This is a genomic window from Erythrobacter sp. (assembly GCF_030066995.1).
Taxonomy (GTDB): domain Bacteria; phylum Pseudomonadota; class Alphaproteobacteria; order Sphingomonadales; family Sphingomonadaceae; genus Erythrobacter.
The window spans coordinates 271,329-286,769 of the sequence record NZ_JASJAP010000002.1 but is presented as its reverse complement, the minus strand read 5'-3'; the positions used below and the strand labels follow the sequence as shown (position 1 = coordinate 286,769).

The following is a 15,441-nucleotide window of genomic DNA, read 5'->3' as shown; positions in this document are numbered from 1 at the left end:
AGCAAAAAAAAAGATCTCCGCCGCGCACCTTAGCGCAGCGGAGGTCTTTGACAATTATCGGTTTCCTAAGGGCTGGCCTGTAGTGAAGGCTTTAGTCCAGCGCGCCCGTCAGTTCGGGAACCGCGGCGTAAAGATCCGCCACGAGGCCGATATCCGCGACCTGGAAGATCGGTGCGTCCTCGTCCTTGTTGATGGCGATGATGACCTTGGAATCCTTCATTCCGGCAAGGTGCTGGATCGCGCCCGAAATGCCGATGGCGATGTAGACTTCCGGAGCCACGATCTTGCCGGTCTGGCCGACCTGATAGTCGTTGGGCACATAGCCTGCATCGACCGCGGCGCGGCTGGCACCGATCGCAGCGCCAAGCTTGTCGGCGAGCGGGTTGATGATCTGCTCGAAGGTTTCGGAATCCTTCAGCGCGCGACCGCCGGACACGATGATCTTCGCGCTGGCGAGTTCGGGGCGATCGCCGCCATCGGCGATCTCGCTGCTGACGAAGCTGGACAGGCCCGCATCGCCCGGACCGGCCACGTCTTCGATCGAAGCGGAGCCGCCGTCCGCCGCCGCCTTGTCAAAGGACGTGCCGCGCACGGTGATGACCAGCTTGGGGTCCGAACTCTCAACCGTGGCAATCGCGTTGCCGGCGTAGATCGGACGGGTGAAGGTATTGGGGCCTTCGACCGAAAGAATGTCCGAAATCTGCATGACATCGAGCTGCGCGGCAACGCGCGGTGCGATGTTCTTGCCGGTGGTCGTGGCGGGCGCGAGGAACGCGTCGTAACCTTCCATCAGCCCGGCGATCAGCGGCGCGACGTTTTCAGCCAGAGCGTGCTCGTAGGCGGCGTCATCGGCCTTGAGCACTTTGGAAACGCCCGCGATCTTGGCCGCGGCCTCAGCGACCGAACCGCAATCCTTGCCCGCGACCAGCGCGGTGACATCGCCCAGCTTTCCGGCGGCGGTTACGACAGCCAGCGTCGCGTCGTTGACCGTGGAATTGTCGTGTTCGACCAGAATGAGAGTGTTCATCTGTCTAAATCCCTTTGTTCAAATGGGCCGCTTAAGCGATCCCCATTTCCTTGATCTTGGCGACCAGCGCGGCGACGTCCTCGACCTTCTCACCGGCCTGACGCACCGGCGGTTCGGCGACGTTTGTGGTGGTGAGACGCGGCGCGATGTCGACGCCAAAATCGGCGGGAGCCTTGGTATCGAGCGGCTTCTTCTTCGCCTTCATGATATTGGGCAGCGAAGCGTAGCGCGGCTCGTTCAAGCGCAGGTCCGTGGTGACGATGGCGGGCATGGTCAGCTTGACCGTCTCAAGGCCGCCATCGATCTCGCGCTTCACTTCGACGCTGTCGCCGTCGATGGACACGGTGTTGGCGAAGGTGCCCTGCGGGCGGCCCATGAGCGCGGCAAGCATCTGGCCGGTCTGGTTCGAATCGTCGCTGATCGACTGCTTGCCGAGCAGGATGAGGCCGGGCTGTTCTTCGTCGGCGATCGCCTTGAGAATCTTGGCAACGCCCAGCGGTTCAACGTCTTCGTCGGTCTCGACAAGAATCGCGCGATCGGCGCCCATGGCGAGCGCGGTGCGCAGCGTTTCCTGCGCCTTGGCCGGACCGATCGAGACGGCGATGATTTCCTCGGCCTTGCCCGCTTCCTTGATGCGGATGGCTTCTTCGACGGCGATCTCGTCGAACGGGTTCATGCTCATCTTGACATTGGCCAGATCAACGCCCGAGCCATCGGCCTTGACGCGCGGTTTGACGTTGTAATCGATCACCCGTTTGACGGGGACGAGGATTTTCATGGGGTCTCTTCCTTTCCCTTTGTCGCCCGAACTCTTTTGGTGCGAACGGCGTTCCGAATTCTTGCGGCCGACCTAGCTTGCGTTTACGTAAACGTCAAGTTGATCGCCTGCTATTCCCTGCAACTCAGATTGCACCCGATGCGTCTGGCGCATGGTCCATAGGCTGCCTTTGCGCTGCTAGGTCAATTTGGCCCTCTGCGCTACATGGGAAACGGGAGGGAAGAGACAATGCGAGGATTTTTTGCAGCGTTTTGGGTCGCGGTCGGGTTGGCGAGTGCACCGCTCGGCGCGCAAGAGACCCGTATCGGTGAGGAAGGCTTCGAATCGCCTCCTGCTGCGCTGTCGCAGGTGGACTGGCTGATCGGCCAGTGGGCGGGCACCGGCATACGCGGTGCGCCTGCGATGGAGAGTTGGCTGCCGCCTTCTGGCGACACGATGGTCGGCACTTTCGTTCAGCAGTCCGCTGAGGGCGACATCCAATTCACCGAGCATCTCTATCTGATGGAGGAAGAGGGCACGCTGGTGCTCAGGCTCAAGCACTTCAACGCGGACCTGACCGGGTGGGAGGAGAAGGAAGGGATGCTGACCTTTCGGCTCGTCGCGATTGAGCCGTGCGCGGCCTTCTTCTACGCGCTGACATTGCGATGTGCCGACGCAGACAAGCCGCGCGAGGGCCTGGTCGCAGCAGTACGGATGAAGTCGGGCGGGGAGTTGCTGTTCCGCTTCAAACATATGGGTCAAATTTCCGAGAAGGAATAGTCGAGGGCGACAAGTTCGATCAAATTGCCTTCCGGATCAACAATTGTTGCTGTCCGGCCAAATCCTTCATCGTGAGGATCGATCAGAATGCGAACGCCGGAATTGCGGAGATCTTCGACGCGTCGGTCCACGTCGCGAATCTCCAAGGCGATCACCACGCCGCCCGGAGAGCGTCGGTCAAGCCCGAAACTGGCCGGTGGGTGAATCGCAAAGTGACAGGAGCCGACATCAGCTCCGAAATGCGCTGGCAGACCGTCGTGTTCCTCACGTTTGAGCGGTATGCCGAGGCGTCCGATATAGAATTCCGCCAGCTCATCTGGATGCTCGGTGAGCAGAATCGCGCCGCAAACGCTTATGGGGCCCGATCTACCCACATTATGCCGCCTTCTTCACCTCGGCGACGATCTTCTTCGCCGCGTCGCCCAGATCGTCCGCCGGGACGATCGCGAGGCCGGAGTTGGCGAGGATTTCCTTGCCCGCTTCCACGTTGGTGCCCTCTAGGCGAACCACCAGCGGAACCTGAAGGTTCACGTCCTTGGCCGCCTGCACCACGCCGTTGGCGATGATGTCGCACTTCATGATGCCGCCGAAGATATTGACCAGGATGCCCTCGACCGCCGGATCCTTGAGGATGATCTTGAACGCCGCCGTCACTTTCTCGGTCGACGCGCCGCCGCCTACATCGAGGAAGTTGGCCGGGAACGCGCCGTTCAGCTTGATGATGTCCATCGTCGCCATGGCAAGCCCTGCGCCGTTGACCATGCAGCCGATGTTTCCGTCGAGCTTGATGTAAGCAAGGTCGTATTCGCTGGCTTCAACCTCGGCGGGGTCTTCCTCGGTCTCATCGCGCATCGCCTCAATGGCCGGGTGACGATAGAGCGCGTTGCCATCAAAGCTCATCTTTGTGTCGAGCACCAGCAGATGCGCTTTGCCATCGGCGTCGGGCTTGGTTTCGACCAGAGGGTTGATCTCCAGCATGTCGCAATCGCTCGCGGTGAAAGCGTCGTAGAGCTGCTTGGCAAGCTTCTGGCATTGCTTGTTGAGGTCGCCGTCCAGGCCAAGCGCGAACGCCACGGCACGGCCATGATGCGGCATGAAGCCCTGCGCGGGGTTGATCGTGATCGTGGTGATCTTCTCGGGCGTCTCGTGGGCGACGTCTTCAATGTCCATGCCGCCTTCGGTGGAGGCTACCATGGCCACGCGCCCGCTCGCACGATCGACCAGCATGGCAAGGTAGTATTCGCTCTCAATGTCGACGCCGTCGGTGACGTAGAGGCGGTTGACCTGCTTGCCCGCTTCGCCGGTCTGCACGGTGACGAGCGTGTTGCCAAGCATTTCCTTGGCGTGGCTTTCGACTTCGTCCAGCGAGAAGGCGAGGCGGACACCGCCCTTCGCGTCCTCGGGCAGTTCCTTGAACTTGCCCTTGCCGCGTCCGCCCGCATGGATCTGCGCCTTGACGACATAAAGCGGTCCGGGAAGCTTCTTGGCGCCTTCAACCGCCTCTTCCACGCTCAGCGCGGCGTAGCCATCGGGCACCGCGATGCCGTGTTCCTTGAGCAGTTCCTTGGCCTGATATTCGTGGACGTTCATGTCAGCGTGATCCCTTTGCTGTTGTGCCCGCCTCGTCCGCGCCTAGGGAACGCCAAAACGAGTGGGGGAGAGGTTCCGTCGAAACGCGCCTAAGCATGTCTGGTCGCCCTTGAAAAGGCCTTCTGGCGGGGGCACGACGAAAGGCGGATATGATCGACCGTTCCCGTCTTCTTGACATCGTCCGCGAAGCTGGCCGCGTTGCGCATTCGCGCTGGCCTGGCGATGGCCATGCGCTGCGGAGCTGGGACAAGGCGCCAGGCGATCCGGTAAGCGAAGCGGATCTGGAGGTAGACCGCTTCCTGCGCCGCGAACTGACCGCCCTGCTGCCCTCGACAGCCTGGCTTTCCGAAGAGAGCGCGGATGACAAGCAGCGCACCGACAGCGGATTGATTTGGCTGGTCGACCCGATCGATGGAACCCGCGATTATGTGCGCGGCCGCACGGGCTGGACTGTCTCGGTCGCGCTGGTGAGCGCAGGCAGGCCGCTTATCGGTGTTCTGCTTGCCCCAGCGCGGGGCGAGGAGTGGGTTGCTGAGGCCGGAAAGGGCGCGACGCTCAACGATCGCCCGCTTATCGCCAGCTCACGCTCCCAGTTTTCCGGAGCGCGCGTGCCAACAGATCAATTGTCGAGCGTCGATTCCGATCTCGTCATGGTTGAAAAACCAAACTCGATCGCCTTGCGCATTGCCATGGTGGCCGATGACCGTGCGGACCTGGTGGCCACTCTGCGCTGGGGATTTGAATGGGATATTGCTGCGGCTACATTGATCGCGCGCGAGGCCGGCGCGCAGGTGAGCGACGCCTTTGGCAAGCCGCTTGCCTACAACAAGCATGACCCGCGCGATTTCGGCGTTCTCGTATGCTCACCGGGAATTCACAAAGAGGCTGTGGAGCGACTCGCCGAGAGAGCCAGGGCTTTGAAATAGAGAACTTTGAGATAGACAAGGGGTCCGCTCAGTAGAGCGGACCCCTTGTGATACAGCAGGCTTCGGGAATTACTGCCCGCGCGCGGCGACCACATCGTCCTGGCTGATCGGGATGATCTTGATTTCCACCCGGCGATTAAGCGGCTCATCCACCCCATCGGCGGTCTTGATCCGAAGCTGATCGTAGCTTTCGCCAAAACCCTGCGTTGCAAAGCGGCTGCGCGCCACGCCGCGCGCGGCGAGGTAGTCGGCGACCGACTGTGCGCGCTCCTCGGAAAGACGCTGGTTCAGCGCGTCACTTCCGGTCGTGTCGGTAAAGCCATACACATCGACCAAGCTGTTGGGATACTTGACCAGGCTATCGGCGACGACATTGAGCGTGTCGTAAAAGCCCGGATTGATGTCGGCCGACCCGCTCGCGAAGGTCACGCCGTCGGGCAAGCGCACAAGGATCGCGTCTTGATCGCCCACCTCTTCAACCTCGACGCCGGTGCCTTCGGTCTGTTCGTCGAGCTCTCGGATCTGATCGTCGTAGCGCTTGCCGAGAACGGCGCCCGCCGAGCCACCAATGCCAGCGCCGATGATTCGCGCTGCGTCGCCGCCGATGGCGCCGCCCAGCAGATAGCCAAGCGTGCCGCCCACACCCGCTCCAATCGCGGTGCGAGAGGCCTTGCGCTCTCCGGTGTTCGGATCGGTGACGCAGGCTGTCGTGGTGCCCAGCAGGGCGAGCGCGGCGGTGCCTGAAAGAAACATGCGGCTGATTTTCATTATTGATCCTCCATTTGAATTGTCTGCCCCCACTTAGCAGATTGACGCGCTTTGGTTCCGTAGAGCGTGACGGCACCGTGCGATTTGTCGCACGCAGAATACGAAACATCGCGCGCAACGACAACGCTGGCAAGCGCGGCGAATTGTGGTAGCGCTCTGAGGGTGACACCGTTTCCCTGGGCCTATCTGTTCATCATCGTCGGGCTGATTGTGCTCAACGGCGTGTTCGCCATGTCCGAGCTTGCGATTGTCTCAGCCAAGACTTCGCGGCTGAAAGCACGCGCCGAAGAAGGATCGGCTTCGGCTCGCATCGCGCTGAGGCTGGCGGCAGAGCCGGGCAAGTTTCTCTCGACCGTGCAGATCGGGATCACCCTGATCGGCATCATTGCGGGCGCGTTCTCCGGTGCCAATCTGGGCGGTCCGGTGGGCGAGCGGCTGGTGGCGCTGGGCCTGCCGCCAAGACTGGGCGAAGAAGCCGGCTTTTTTGTCGTGATCGCATTCACCACCTATCTCAGCCTTGTGGTGGGCGAATTGGTGCCCAAGCAGCTCGCCTTGCGCGCCGCCGTGCCGATCAGCCTCGTGATGGCGCGCCCGATGGCCGCACTCGCCACCGTGGCCGCGCCGCTTGTGTGGGTTCTCGATTCAAGCTCGGCGGTTCTCATCCGCCTCTTCGGCATCCGCTCGAAAGGACAGAGCAGCGTCACCGCGGAAGAGCTGCAGATGATCTTTGCCGAGGCGACGCGCTCGGGTGTAATCGAGGCCGAGCAGCACCAGATCCTGACCGGCGTAGTGCGTCTTGCTGAGAGGCCTGTGCGCGAACTGATGACGCCGCGCACCGAGATTGACTGGATCGACGTTGACGCAAATCACAAGACGCTGCGCAAGATCATTCGCGAAAGCCCGCATTCGCTCCTCCCTGTGGCCGAGGGCTCGCCCGACGTGATCCTCGGCATCGTCAAGGTGCGCGATGTCCTGGCCGCTCTGGTCGCCGGCGCGCCGGTCTCGCTGCGCGAAATGGCGGTCAAGGCCGAGGTCGTGCCCGATCAGCTTGACGCGATGGACGCGCTGCGCGTCCTGCAATCGGCCGATATCGCGATGGCTGTGGTCCACGATGAATATGGCCATTTCGAAGGCATCGTCACGCCGGTCGATCTGTTGACCGCGCTGGTCGGCGATTTCGCCAGCGATCAAGACCAGCGCGCCTCCCCCCTTATAGAGGAGCGCAAAGACGGATCCCTGCTGGTCTCCGGAGCGCTTTCGGCCGACGCGCTCGCCGACCGGTTGAGCCTCGAATACGACGAAAACAGGGAGTTCGGGACAGCTGCAGGCTACGCACTTTCGGTGCTCAAGCGTCTTCCCATTCCGGGCGAGACATTTGAGGATCAGGGCTGGAGTTTCGAGATCGTGACGATGGATCGCCGCCGGATCGACAAGATTCTGGTGCGCGAGGTGGCCCCGCAGAGCGCTTAGACGATCAGCTTGGAATCAGCGTCGATGCGGTCGCCCCATCGCCCTCTGGCGCGGCGATGATGTCGCGGGTGACGCGGCCCTTGGCCACCGTGTTTGTGCCGGGATCGCCCACCTGGCTGCGAATACCCGGAATGGCCCGACCCGCGCGGTCAAGCGTGCTGCGTTCGATGTCGCTGCGCTCTTGCGGGCCGCCGAACAGGGCCTCAAGCGCCTGTTCCGATGCGGTGCCTTCGGTCGGGCGCGGGGCTCCTGGTGCCGGCGGGGTCAGCGAGAAATCGGGCGGAACCACGAGCGGCGCCTGACGCTGCACGGCGAATTCATCGGGGCGTTCGCGGTTCAGCAAGCCTCCGCCTCCGCACGACGCAAGGGTCGCGCCAGCGGCAGCCAGCAGGATGGCGGTTCTGATAGTGGGCATAGTCAATTCTCCAGAGCGCTCGAGGGCGCATCGCTGTCGGCGTCCTTTTCGCTCACAAACAGCGCGCGGGCAAGGATTACAACCACGCCGATGGTGATAGCGGCGTCGGCGACGTTGAATATGAGGAAGGGACGAAAGATGTCCCCAGCGATATGGACGTGCAAATCGGCGAAATCCGTGACGAAGCCGAGCGTGAAGCGATCGTAGATATTGCCGATCGCGCCGCCCAGGATCAGCGCGAGACCAAGGATATCGCCGAGCCGTTTCTCCCGCATCAGCCACACCAGCACCACCAGGGCTATTCCCGCCGTCAAGAGCACGAGCAGCCAGCGCATCTCCATGCTGGTGGCCTCCAGCATACCCAGCGAAACGCCGTAATTGCGCGTGTAGGTGAGGTCGAAAAAGGGCAACAGCTCAAGCTTGTCGCCGATCCGGTTGAGCCCAAGTTCACGCGTCACGTACCACTTTGTGGACTGGTCGAAGGTTGCCACCAGCGCGGCCAACGCCAGGCCGAGCAGGCGGGCTCGGGTGAACAGGCTGGACAAGGCGCTCACAACGCTGCCGCGTCCCACTCGCGCACCACCTTGGCGCAGCGCCCGCACAGCGCGCCGTCCTCGGCCACGTCGGGCAAATGGCGCCAGCAGCGTCCGCATTTGTGGTCGGTCGATTTGGTGACGATCACCTCTTGCGTCTCGCCGCGCGTGACGGTGCCGGTGATGAACAGTTCCGCAAGCTGTTCGTCGGTGACACCCTCGGGCACGGCTGATGCGGGCACGGTAACGAAGGCTTCGTTGCTCGAACGGATCGTCTTTTCGCGGCGCAGCGGCTCGATCGCCTCGGTCACGCGTTCGCGCAGCGAACGAAGTGCGTCCCACTTAGCCTTGTCAGCAGGGACCGCTGGCACGCTTGGCCATTCGAGCAGGTGAACGCTCCCGCCCTGTTCTCCATCCTCTGGATAGCGCGTCTGCCACACTTCTTCGGCGGTAAAGACCAGCACCGGCGCGGCGTAGCGCACCAGTGCGTGGAATAGCATGTCGAGCACCGCGCGATAGGCGTTGCGGCGGTCGGAATCCTCGCCATCGCAATAGAGCGCGTCCTTGCGGATATCGAAGAAGAAGGCTGAGAGATCGTCGTTGCAAAAGTCGACGAGCAGCCGCGTGTAGGTGTTGAAATCGTACTCTTCGGCGGCCTTTCGCAGCTTTGTGTCGAGCTCGCCGAGCAGCGCAATGATATACACTTCCAGCTCGGGAACTTCGCCCGTGTCCGACATGTCGCCGACATAGCCATCGAGCGCGCCGAGCAGATAGCGGAACGTGTTGCGCAGGCGGCGGTACTGATCGCCCACGCCTTTGAGGATTTCATCGCCGATCCGGTGATCTTCGGTGAAATCGACGCTCAGCGCCCACAGCCGGATGATGTCCGCCCCGTATTGCTCCATGACGGTGAGCGGGTTGATCGTGTTGCCGAGCGCCTTCGACATCTTCTTGCCCTGCTTATCCATGGTGAAGCCATGGGTGAGCACCTGATCGTAGGGCGCACGGCCCCGCGTCGCGCAGGATTGGAGCAGCGAGGACTGGAACCAGCCGCGATGCTGGTCGGAGCCTTCGAGATACAGGTTGGCGGGCCATTGCAGGTCGGGCCAGCGTCCGCTTTCAAGCACAAAGGCGTGGGTGCAGCCGGAATCGAACCAGACATCGAGAATGTCGGTGACCATCTCGTAATCGTCGGGATTGTGCGCGTTGCCGAGGAATTCGGCCTTGCGCGCTTCGTCCCATGCATCGACGCCTTCCTTCCGCACCGCTTCGACCACGCGGGCGTTGACCGCCGGGTCTTGCAGATAGGTCCCGTCCGGCCGCACGAAGAGCGTGATCGGAACACCCCAGGCGCGCTGGCGGCTGAGCACCCAGTCGGGGCGGCCCTCGACCATCGAGCCGATGCGGTTGCGGCCTTTTGCGGGAATGAAATCGACGCGTTCGATTTCGCTCATCGCGCGGCTCCGCAGCGTGGAGCCCCTTCCTTCGAGGGAAGGGGTTGGGGATGGGTGCTCGGCATTAGCGGGCGTGGCACCCCCCACCCCCGACCCCTCCCGCGAGGGGAGGGGAGTGTCGAGCTCTCTGTCCATCGGTACGAACCATTGCGGCGTGCAGCGGTAGATGACCTTGGCCTTCGAGCGCCAGGAATGCGGGTAGGAATGCTCGTAATCGGCGCTGGCGGAGAGCAGCGCGCCTGCCTCGCGCAGGTCGTTGCAGATCGGGCCGTCGGGCGCGTTGAACGGCTTGTTGATGACGCTGCGGCGGCGTTCGTCCGAACCTCCGAGCCACGGCCAATCGTCGCGATAGCGCCCATCGTCCATGACGGCGAAGACGGGGTGGATGCCGTGCGCCTTGCACAACGCAAAATCATCCTCGCCGTGGTCGGGCGCCATATGGACGATGCCTGTGCCGGCGTCGGTGGTGACAAAGTCGCCGGGCAGCATGGGGCGGAGCGTTTCGTAGAGCCCGCCGAGATGATGCATTGGGTGACGGACTTTGGTTCCGGCTAGATCGGAGCCTTTGCCGCGCCAATCAACCGACTCTGAGTGCAGTCCCATCCTTTTGCTGAAGGCTTCGGCAAGATCAGCGGCAACAAGAATATGACTTGCCGGGCTACCATAGTCTCCGAAGACCGCGTTCACATGCAGCAAAGCATATTCAATGTCCGGTCCATAGGCCAATGCCTGGTTCACCGGGATGGTCCAAGGCGTCGTGGTCCAAATAGCGACTGCTGACCCAACTAGGTCATCGATGGGGCTTTCGACGATCTCAAACGCCACATCGATCTGCGGACTATCCGTCAGGTCCTCATACTCAACCTCAGCCTCGGCTAGCGCGGTTTTCTCCACCGGTGACCACATCACCGGTTTGGAGCCGCGATAGAGATTACCCGCTTCGGCAAACTTCATCAGCTCGGCGACAATCGTCGCCTCGGCCTGAAAGTCCATGGTGAGGTAGGGATTGTCCCAGTCGCCCATGATGCCCAGACGCTTCAGCTGTTCGCGCTGGGTGTCGACCCATTTTTGCGCATAGGCGCGGCATTCGGCGCGGAATTCCTTTGCGGGAACCTCGTCCTTGTTCTTCTTCTTCTTGCGGTATTGCTCCTCAACCTTCCACTCGATCGGAAGGCCGTGGCAATCCCAGCCCGGCACGTAGGGCGCGTCCTTGCCCATCAGGTTCTGCGTGCGGCAGACCGTGTCTTTGAGGATGTGGTTGAGCGCGTGCCCGATATGCATGTCGCCATTGGCGTAAGGCGGGCCATCGTGGAGGATGAACTTCTCCCGGCCCGCACGGGTGTCGCGCATGGTGCGGTAGAGGCTCATGTCCTGCCAGCGCGCGGCAATACCCGGCTCCTTCTGCGGAAGGCCCGCTTTCATCGGGAAACTCGTCTTGGGCAGGAAGACCGTGTCCTTGTAATCGCGCTGTTCGGTGGTGCTCATCGCCAATTCACAAATCCGTTAGTGTCGAGCGCCGTCGAGACACCGCCGCGCAATGTCTCTCGACTGCGATTCTCGGCTTCGCTCGAACCTCCGCTCGAGACGAATGGGGTGGGTTCAAATTTCGGGCTGCCCTAATAGGCGCTTCGCCTCGGCGCAATCCTTCTCCATCTGCGCCATCAGATCATCGAGGCTGTCGAACTTTGCCTCACCGCGCAGGAAGTGGTGGAACGCGACTTCGATCTCCTGTCCGTACAAATCGCCGGAGAAGTCGAAAAAGTACGGCTCCAGCAATTCCTTGGGCGGAGTGAATTGCGGACGGATGCCGATATTGGCCGCGCCTTTGAGCTTTTCGCCGGTCGCAAGGATGGTCCCCGTCACCGCGTAGACCCCGTATCGGGGACGCAGATAGTTCTCGATCGAGACGTTGGCGGTGGGATAGCCTAATTTGCGCCCGTTCTTGTCGCCGTGTTCGACAATCCCGCGAATCGCAAACGGGCGCGTCAGGAGCTTGGCGGCGAGTTGCGGGTCGCCCGCGCGCAGGGCCTCGCGGATGCGGCTGGAGGAGACGACGCCGTCATCCTCCACCACATCGACCACGCGCGATTTGAGGCCCAGCGCTCCGCCGCGCTCGCGCAGCAGATCGACATTGCCCAGCGCCTTTTGGCCGAAGCTGAAATCGCCCCCCGTCACAACGCCGTGCGCGCCGAAGCGGTCGATCAGAATGGTCTCGATAAAGTCTTGTGCACTGGTGCTCGACAGCTCCGCGTCGAAGTGGAAGACCAGCATCGCGGTCGCTCCGGCGGCGAGATAGAGCTCCTGGCGCTGTTCGAGAGTTGTCAGGCGGAAGGGCGGAACCTCGGGCTTGAAAAAGCGCACCGGGTGCGGGTCGAAGGTCGCGATGATCGAGGGGCGTCCCTCGTCATGCGCCCAGCGTATCGACTCGCCTGCGACGGCTTGATGGCCCGAGTGAAAGCCATCGAAATTGCCCAACGCGATGATGGCGCCGCGCAAGGGTGCTTGGACAGGGTCACGGTGATCGAGCCAGCGCATTACGCGCCCGCTTTATCAGCGCGCTCATAAGTGACAAACGAAAAGGCCGGGTTCTCACCTGCCTCGGGATGATCATCGCGCCGCGTTTCGACCCATTCGGGGCCAAGCGGCTTCATGAAGGTGTCGCCCGGATAATCGCGGTGGATCTCGGTCACTTCGATCCGGTGGGCAAGCGGACGGAAGACATCGTAGATCGCCGCGCCGCCGACGACCGCGATCTCGTCCGTTGCGCTGGTCCGTGCCGTCGCAAGCGCCTCATCGACCGAGCCGACGATTTCGGCGCCTTCGCTTTTCCAGCTGTCCCGCCGGGTCAGCACGATGTGACGGCGGCCAGGCAGCAGTCCGGGCAAGCTTTCGAACGTCTTGCGTCCCATGATCATCGGCTTGCCCATGGTGAGCGATTTGAAGCGCTTGAGATCCGCCGGGAGGCGCCAGGGCAGGGTGTTTTCGTGGCCAATCGCGCCGTTGCTGGCGCGCGCGTAGATCAGCACGATTTCGGGTTCGAGCGTTTCGGGCACGGCTGGCTACTGGCTCACGCGCGTCACATGGCCCATCTTGCGGCCCTCGCGGGCCTCGCGCTTGCCGTAAAGGTGCAGGTGCGGTTCGCCCGGTTCGCAAAGCATTGCGTGCGCACTCAGCGCAGCCTCGCCCACGATGTTGCGCATTTCGATAGAGGCAAAGCGCGTGGCCGTCTCACCCAGCGGCAGACCGCAAATGGCGCGCACGTGATTCTCGAACTGGCTGGTGGCCGCGCCTTCGATGGTCCAGTGGCCCGAATTGTGCACGCGCGGCGCCATCTCGTTGAAGATGGGCCCCTGTTCGGTCGCGAAGAATTCGAGACACAGAACGCCTGTATATTCGAGCGCGTGCGCGACTTTCTCCGCCACGCTCCGCGCGGCTTCGACCTGGCTTTCCACAAGTGCGCCCGCGGGCAGCGTCGAACTCACCAGCATGCCGCTTTCGTGGCGGTTGGCGGTCGAATCCCAGAAACGCACCTCCCCGTCTCGCGAGCGCACGAGGATGACCGAAAACTCGGTCTCGAACGCGACCATGCCTTCATAGACGCACGGGCGCCCCGGGAAGCGCACGCCGGCGGCTTCGTGCGCGCTGGCGATGCGCCACTGGCCCTTTCCATCGTAACCATCGCGCGCGGTCTTGAGGATGCCCGGCGTGCCCACGCGTTCAAGGGCGCGCGCCAGATCATCGTCGCTGTCGACGCGCGTATAGGGGGCACAGGTGGCGCCGAGCTCCTCGACAAAGCGCTTCTCGTTCACACGGTCCTGCGCCACTTCGAGCGCGCGCGGCGCCGGGGCCAGCAGAGCCTCGGGAATGGCAGCCACCGCGCTCAGAGGCACGTTCTCGAACTCCCAGGTGACGATGTCGCAGCGCTTCGCAAATTGGGCGAGCGCGCCGGTGTCGCTCCAATTGCGCTCGAACAGCTCGGCACAGGTGTCGGCCGCGACGTTATCCCCCGGCGGCGCGTAAGAGATCGAGTGATAGCCCAGCTGGCTCGCCGCGGTCGCCATCATGCGGCCCAGTTGGCCCGCGCCAAGGATGCCGATGGTCGCACCGGGCGGGAGAGGGATGCGCGCGCTCATTGATCGACCGGAACCTCTCCGACCGCGGCCGAGCGCGCCGCGCGCCAGTCTTGCAGGCGCTGTGAGAGAGCCTCGTCTTTGAGCGCGAGGATGGCGGCGGCCATCAGTCCCGCATTGGTCGCGCCCGCCTCGCCGATCGCCAGCGTGCCGACGGGAACGCCCGCTGGCATCTGGACGATCGAGAGCAGGCTGTCCTGCCCCGAAAGAGCTTTCGACTGAACCGGCACGCCTAGCACGGGCAGATGCGTCATGGCGGCGATCATGCCGGGCAGATGCGCTGCACCGCCCGCTCCGGCGATGATGACGTCAAACCCTTCGCCCGCTGCCCCTTTTGCAAACGCCGCCATCCGATCGGGCGTGCGATGCGCGGAGACGATGCGCGCTTCATGGGCGACCTGGAGCTCTTCGAGAACGTCGGAGGCGCGCTTCATGGTGGGCCAGTCGGACTGGCTTCCCATTACAATGGCAATTCTTGCCCCCATAGAACCTCTCAGACGTCCTTCAGATAATACCGCTCACCCGGCACCATGCTGTCTGTGAAATCGTAGACGATCGGCTGGCCGGTGGGAATCTCGAGCCCGGTGATGTCCTCATCTGAAATCCGGCTGAGATGCTTCACCAGCGCGCGCAGGGAATTACCGTGGGCTGAGATGATCACGGTCTCGCCGCTGGCGAGGACGGGGAGGATGTCGCTATTCCAATAGGGGAGAACACGCTCGATCGTGAGTTTGAGGCTTTCGGTGTAGGGGACATCGATCCCTTCATAGCGTGGGTCCGCGCCCGGATCGTATTCGCTGCCCGGCTCCATCGGCGGGGGCGGGGTATCGAAGCTGCGGCGCCAGATGTGCACCTGTTCATCGCCATGCTTTTCGCGGGTCTCCTGCTTGTTGAGCCCGGTGAGCCCGCCATAGTGCCGCTCGTTCAGGCGCCAGTCCTTGGTGACGGGAAGCCACAGCCGGCCCATTTCCTCAAGCGCCAGGTTGAGCGTCTTGATGGCCCGTGTCTGCACCGAAGTGAAGCACCGTGTTGGCCACACGCCCTTTTCCTTCATCAGCACGCCCGCGGCCCTGGCCTCGGCGACGCCTTTCTCGGTGAGATCGACATCCCACCAACCGGTAAAGCGGTTTTCGAGGTTCCACTGGCTCTGACCGTGGCGAACAAGGATCAGCTTGGGCATGTTTTCTCCATGGCGCGGGCCATTCTTAGCGCTCGACAGGAATGCGGGCGTTAGCTTTCGTCCTCGGCCTTGGGAACCCTGTTGTCGGCTGATTCGGCCTTCATCTCGCGCGCCTGCGCCTTGCGGCGTTTCAGGTTCTCGCGCATCTTTGCCGCGAGGCGCTCTTCGCGCGACATTTTGTTGCGGTCCCCTTCACTCATGAGAAACGCCTTGGCGCTAAGCCGCGCGCACTGCAAGCCCGCTTGACATTGCGCGCGTGCGCGACAATAGCGCGCGCCTTGATTGGCTGCTGTAGCTCAGTGGTAGAGCGCACCCTTGGTAAGGGTGAGGCCGAGAGTTCAATTCTCTCCAGCAGCACCATTTTTCATAGCGTCCTCGATGCTGATCGCTTCGCTTCGCTGCGGGGCATGT

General features: G+C 62.7%; 17 protein-coding genes and 1 tRNA gene. 4 read left to right on the top strand and 14 right to left on the bottom strand.

All coding sequences use genetic code 11. The features are described 5' to 3' along the window. Nucleotides 1-91: 91 nt before the first annotated feature. Together QNI87_RS07565 and QNI87_RS07560 are read right to left on the bottom strand one after the other, a co-directional pair. Nucleotides 92-1,027: an electron transfer flavoprotein subunit alpha/FixB family protein gene (locus QNI87_RS07565; protein ID WP_300595571.1), complete on the bottom strand. Its 936-nt coding sequence runs from the start codon at nucleotides 1,025-1,027 to the stop codon at nucleotides 92-94. Between the two features lie 31 nt (nucleotides 1,028-1,058). Further along, on the bottom strand, nucleotides 1,059-1,805 hold the full coding sequence (locus tag QNI87_RS07560; RefSeq protein ID WP_300595570.1) for an electron transfer flavoprotein subunit beta/FixA family protein: 747 nt from the start codon (nucleotides 1,803-1,805) through the stop codon (nucleotides 1,059-1,061). 228 nt (nucleotides 1,806-2,033) lie between these two features. Here QNI87_RS07560 and QNI87_RS07555 point away from each other — a divergent pair, with 228 nt between their 5' ends. After that, nucleotides 2,034-2,564 (top strand): DUF6265 family protein, encoded by a 531-nt coding sequence (locus QNI87_RS07555; RefSeq protein WP_300595569.1) that lies wholly within the window; start codon nucleotides 2,034-2,036, stop codon nucleotides 2,562-2,564. Here QNI87_RS07555 and QNI87_RS07550 read toward each other — a convergent pair. After that, nucleotides 2,543-2,938, bottom strand: coding sequence for a VOC family protein (locus QNI87_RS07550; RefSeq protein WP_300595568.1), 396 nt, complete (start codon nucleotides 2,936-2,938; stop codon nucleotides 2,543-2,545). The genes QNI87_RS07555 and QNI87_RS07550 overlap by 22 nt on opposite strands. Nucleotide 2,939: 1 nt before the next feature. Next, nucleotides 2,940-4,154 carry an ADP-forming succinate--CoA ligase subunit beta gene (sucC, locus tag QNI87_RS07545; RefSeq protein WP_300595567.1) on the bottom strand — a complete coding sequence of 405 codons (1,215 nt, stop codon included), beginning with the start codon at nucleotides 4,152-4,154 and terminating at the stop codon, nucleotides 2,940-2,942. 149 nt (nucleotides 4,155-4,303) lie between these two features. Here sucC and QNI87_RS07540 point away from each other — a divergent pair, with 149 nt between their 5' ends. After that, entirely contained in the window at nucleotides 4,304-5,080 is a 777-nt protein-coding gene (locus tag QNI87_RS07540) for a 3'(2'),5'-bisphosphate nucleotidase CysQ (RefSeq protein ID WP_300595566.1), read from the top strand. Between the two features lie 69 nt (nucleotides 5,081-5,149). Here QNI87_RS07540 and QNI87_RS07535 read toward each other — a convergent pair whose 3' ends face one another. Further along, entirely contained in the window at nucleotides 5,150-5,848 is a 699-nt protein-coding gene (locus tag QNI87_RS07535) for an OmpA family protein (protein ID WP_300595565.1), read from the bottom strand. A 162-nt stretch (nucleotides 5,849-6,010) separates the two neighbouring features. Between QNI87_RS07535 and QNI87_RS07530 the strand changes: the two genes are divergently transcribed. Then, nucleotides 6,011-7,318 (top strand): hemolysin family protein, encoded by a 1,308-nt coding sequence (locus QNI87_RS07530; protein ID WP_300595564.1) that lies wholly within the window; start codon nucleotides 6,011-6,013, stop codon nucleotides 7,316-7,318. A 4-nt stretch (nucleotides 7,319-7,322) separates the two neighbouring features. Here QNI87_RS07530 and QNI87_RS07525 read toward each other — a convergent pair whose 3' ends face one another. From QNI87_RS07525 to QNI87_RS07485, 9 genes are all read right to left on the bottom strand, one after another. Then, complete coding sequence (locus QNI87_RS07525) at nucleotides 7,323-7,733, bottom strand: DUF3035 domain-containing protein (RefSeq protein WP_300595563.1); 411 nt, start codon at nucleotides 7,731-7,733, stop codon at nucleotides 7,323-7,325. A gap of 2 nt (nucleotides 7,734-7,735) precedes the next feature. Next, complete coding sequence (gene lspA, locus QNI87_RS07520; RefSeq protein ID WP_300595772.1) at nucleotides 7,736-8,278, bottom strand: signal peptidase II; 543 nt, start codon at nucleotides 8,276-8,278, stop codon at nucleotides 7,736-7,738. A 5-nt stretch (nucleotides 8,279-8,283) separates the two neighbouring features. Then, entirely contained in the window at nucleotides 8,284-11,205 is a 2,922-nt protein-coding gene (gene ileS / locus QNI87_RS07515) for an isoleucine--tRNA ligase (protein ID WP_300595562.1), read from the bottom strand. A gap of 114 nt (nucleotides 11,206-11,319) precedes the next feature. Continuing rightward, nucleotides 11,320-12,255, bottom strand: coding sequence for a bifunctional riboflavin kinase/FAD synthetase (locus QNI87_RS07510; RefSeq protein WP_300595561.1), 936 nt, complete (start codon nucleotides 12,253-12,255; stop codon nucleotides 11,320-11,322). Beyond that, on the bottom strand, nucleotides 12,255-12,773 hold the full coding sequence (locus QNI87_RS07505) for a dihydrofolate reductase (protein ID WP_300595560.1): 519 nt from the start codon (nucleotides 12,771-12,773) through the stop codon (nucleotides 12,255-12,257). Before QNI87_RS07505 ends, QNI87_RS07510 begins: the two co-directional genes overlap by 1 nt. Nucleotides 12,774-12,779: 6 nt before the next feature. Further along, on the bottom strand, nucleotides 12,780-13,853 hold the full coding sequence (locus QNI87_RS07500; RefSeq protein WP_300595559.1) for a 5-(carboxyamino)imidazole ribonucleotide synthase: 1,074 nt from the start codon (nucleotides 13,851-13,853) through the stop codon (nucleotides 12,780-12,782). After that, the gene (purE, locus tag QNI87_RS07495; protein ID WP_300595558.1) at nucleotides 13,850-14,311 is read right to left on the bottom strand and encodes a 5-(carboxyamino)imidazole ribonucleotide mutase; all 462 of its coding nucleotides are present in this window, start codon (nucleotides 14,309-14,311) and stop codon (nucleotides 13,850-13,852) included. Before purE ends, QNI87_RS07500 begins: the two co-directional genes overlap by 4 nt. A 32-nt stretch (nucleotides 14,312-14,343) precedes the next feature. Further along, the gene (gene gpmA / locus QNI87_RS07490; RefSeq protein WP_300595557.1) at nucleotides 14,344-15,030 is read right to left on the bottom strand and encodes a 2,3-diphosphoglycerate-dependent phosphoglycerate mutase; all 687 of its coding nucleotides are present in this window, start codon (nucleotides 15,028-15,030) and stop codon (nucleotides 14,344-14,346) included. Between the two features lie 50 nt (nucleotides 15,031-15,080). Continuing rightward, the gene (locus tag QNI87_RS07485; protein WP_300595556.1) at nucleotides 15,081-15,206 is read right to left on the bottom strand and encodes a hypothetical protein; all 126 of its coding nucleotides are present in this window, start codon (nucleotides 15,204-15,206) and stop codon (nucleotides 15,081-15,083) included. A gap of 109 nt (nucleotides 15,207-15,315) precedes the next feature. Between QNI87_RS07485 and QNI87_RS07480 the strand changes: the two genes are divergently transcribed. Further along, nucleotides 15,316-15,390 (top strand) — tRNA-Thr (locus QNI87_RS07480). Nucleotides 15,391-15,441 lie beyond the last annotated feature (51 nt).

Coding starts and splice junctions, on each gene's coding strand:
- sucC (WP_300595567.1), bottom strand. CDS start 4,154: ATGAACGTCCACGAATATCAGGCCAAGGAACTGCTCAAGGAACACGGC.
- QNI87_RS07540 (WP_300595566.1), top strand. CDS start 4,304: ATGATCGACCGTTCCCGTCTTCTTGACATCGTCCGCGAAGCTGGCCGC.
- gpmA (WP_300595557.1), bottom strand. CDS start 15,030: ATGCCCAAGCTGATCCTTGTTCGCCACGGTCAGAGCCAGTGGAACCTC.
- QNI87_RS07500 (WP_300595559.1), bottom strand. CDS start 13,853: ATGAGCGCGCGCATCCCTCTCCCGCCCGGTGCGACCATCGGCATCCTT.
- QNI87_RS07525 (WP_300595563.1), bottom strand. CDS start 7,733: ATGCCCACTATCAGAACCGCCATCCTGCTGGCTGCCGCTGGCGCGACC.
- QNI87_RS07560 (WP_300595570.1), bottom strand. CDS start 1,805: ATGAAAATCCTCGTCCCCGTCAAACGGGTGATCGATTACAACGTCAAA.
- QNI87_RS07510 (WP_300595561.1), bottom strand. CDS start 12,255: ATGCGCTGGCTCGATCACCGTGACCCTGTCCAAGCACCCTTGCGCGGC.
- QNI87_RS07555 (WP_300595569.1), top strand. CDS start 2,034: ATGCGAGGATTTTTTGCAGCGTTTTGGGTCGCGGTCGGGTTGGCGAGT.
- QNI87_RS07565 (WP_300595571.1), bottom strand. CDS start 1,027: ATGAACACTCTCATTCTGGTCGAACACGACAATTCCACGGTCAACGAC.
- QNI87_RS07485 (WP_300595556.1), bottom strand. CDS start 15,206: ATGTCGCGCGAAGAGCGCCTCGCGGCAAAGATGCGCGAGAACCTGAAA.
- purE (WP_300595558.1), bottom strand. CDS start 14,311: ATGGGAAGCCAGTCCGACTGGCCCACCATGAAGCGCGCCTCCGACGTT.
- ileS (WP_300595562.1), bottom strand. CDS start 11,205: ATGAGCACCACCGAACAGCGCGATTACAAGGACACGGTCTTCCTGCCC.
- QNI87_RS07535 (WP_300595565.1), bottom strand. CDS start 5,848: ATGAAAATCAGCCGCATGTTTCTTTCAGGCACCGCCGCGCTCGCCCTG.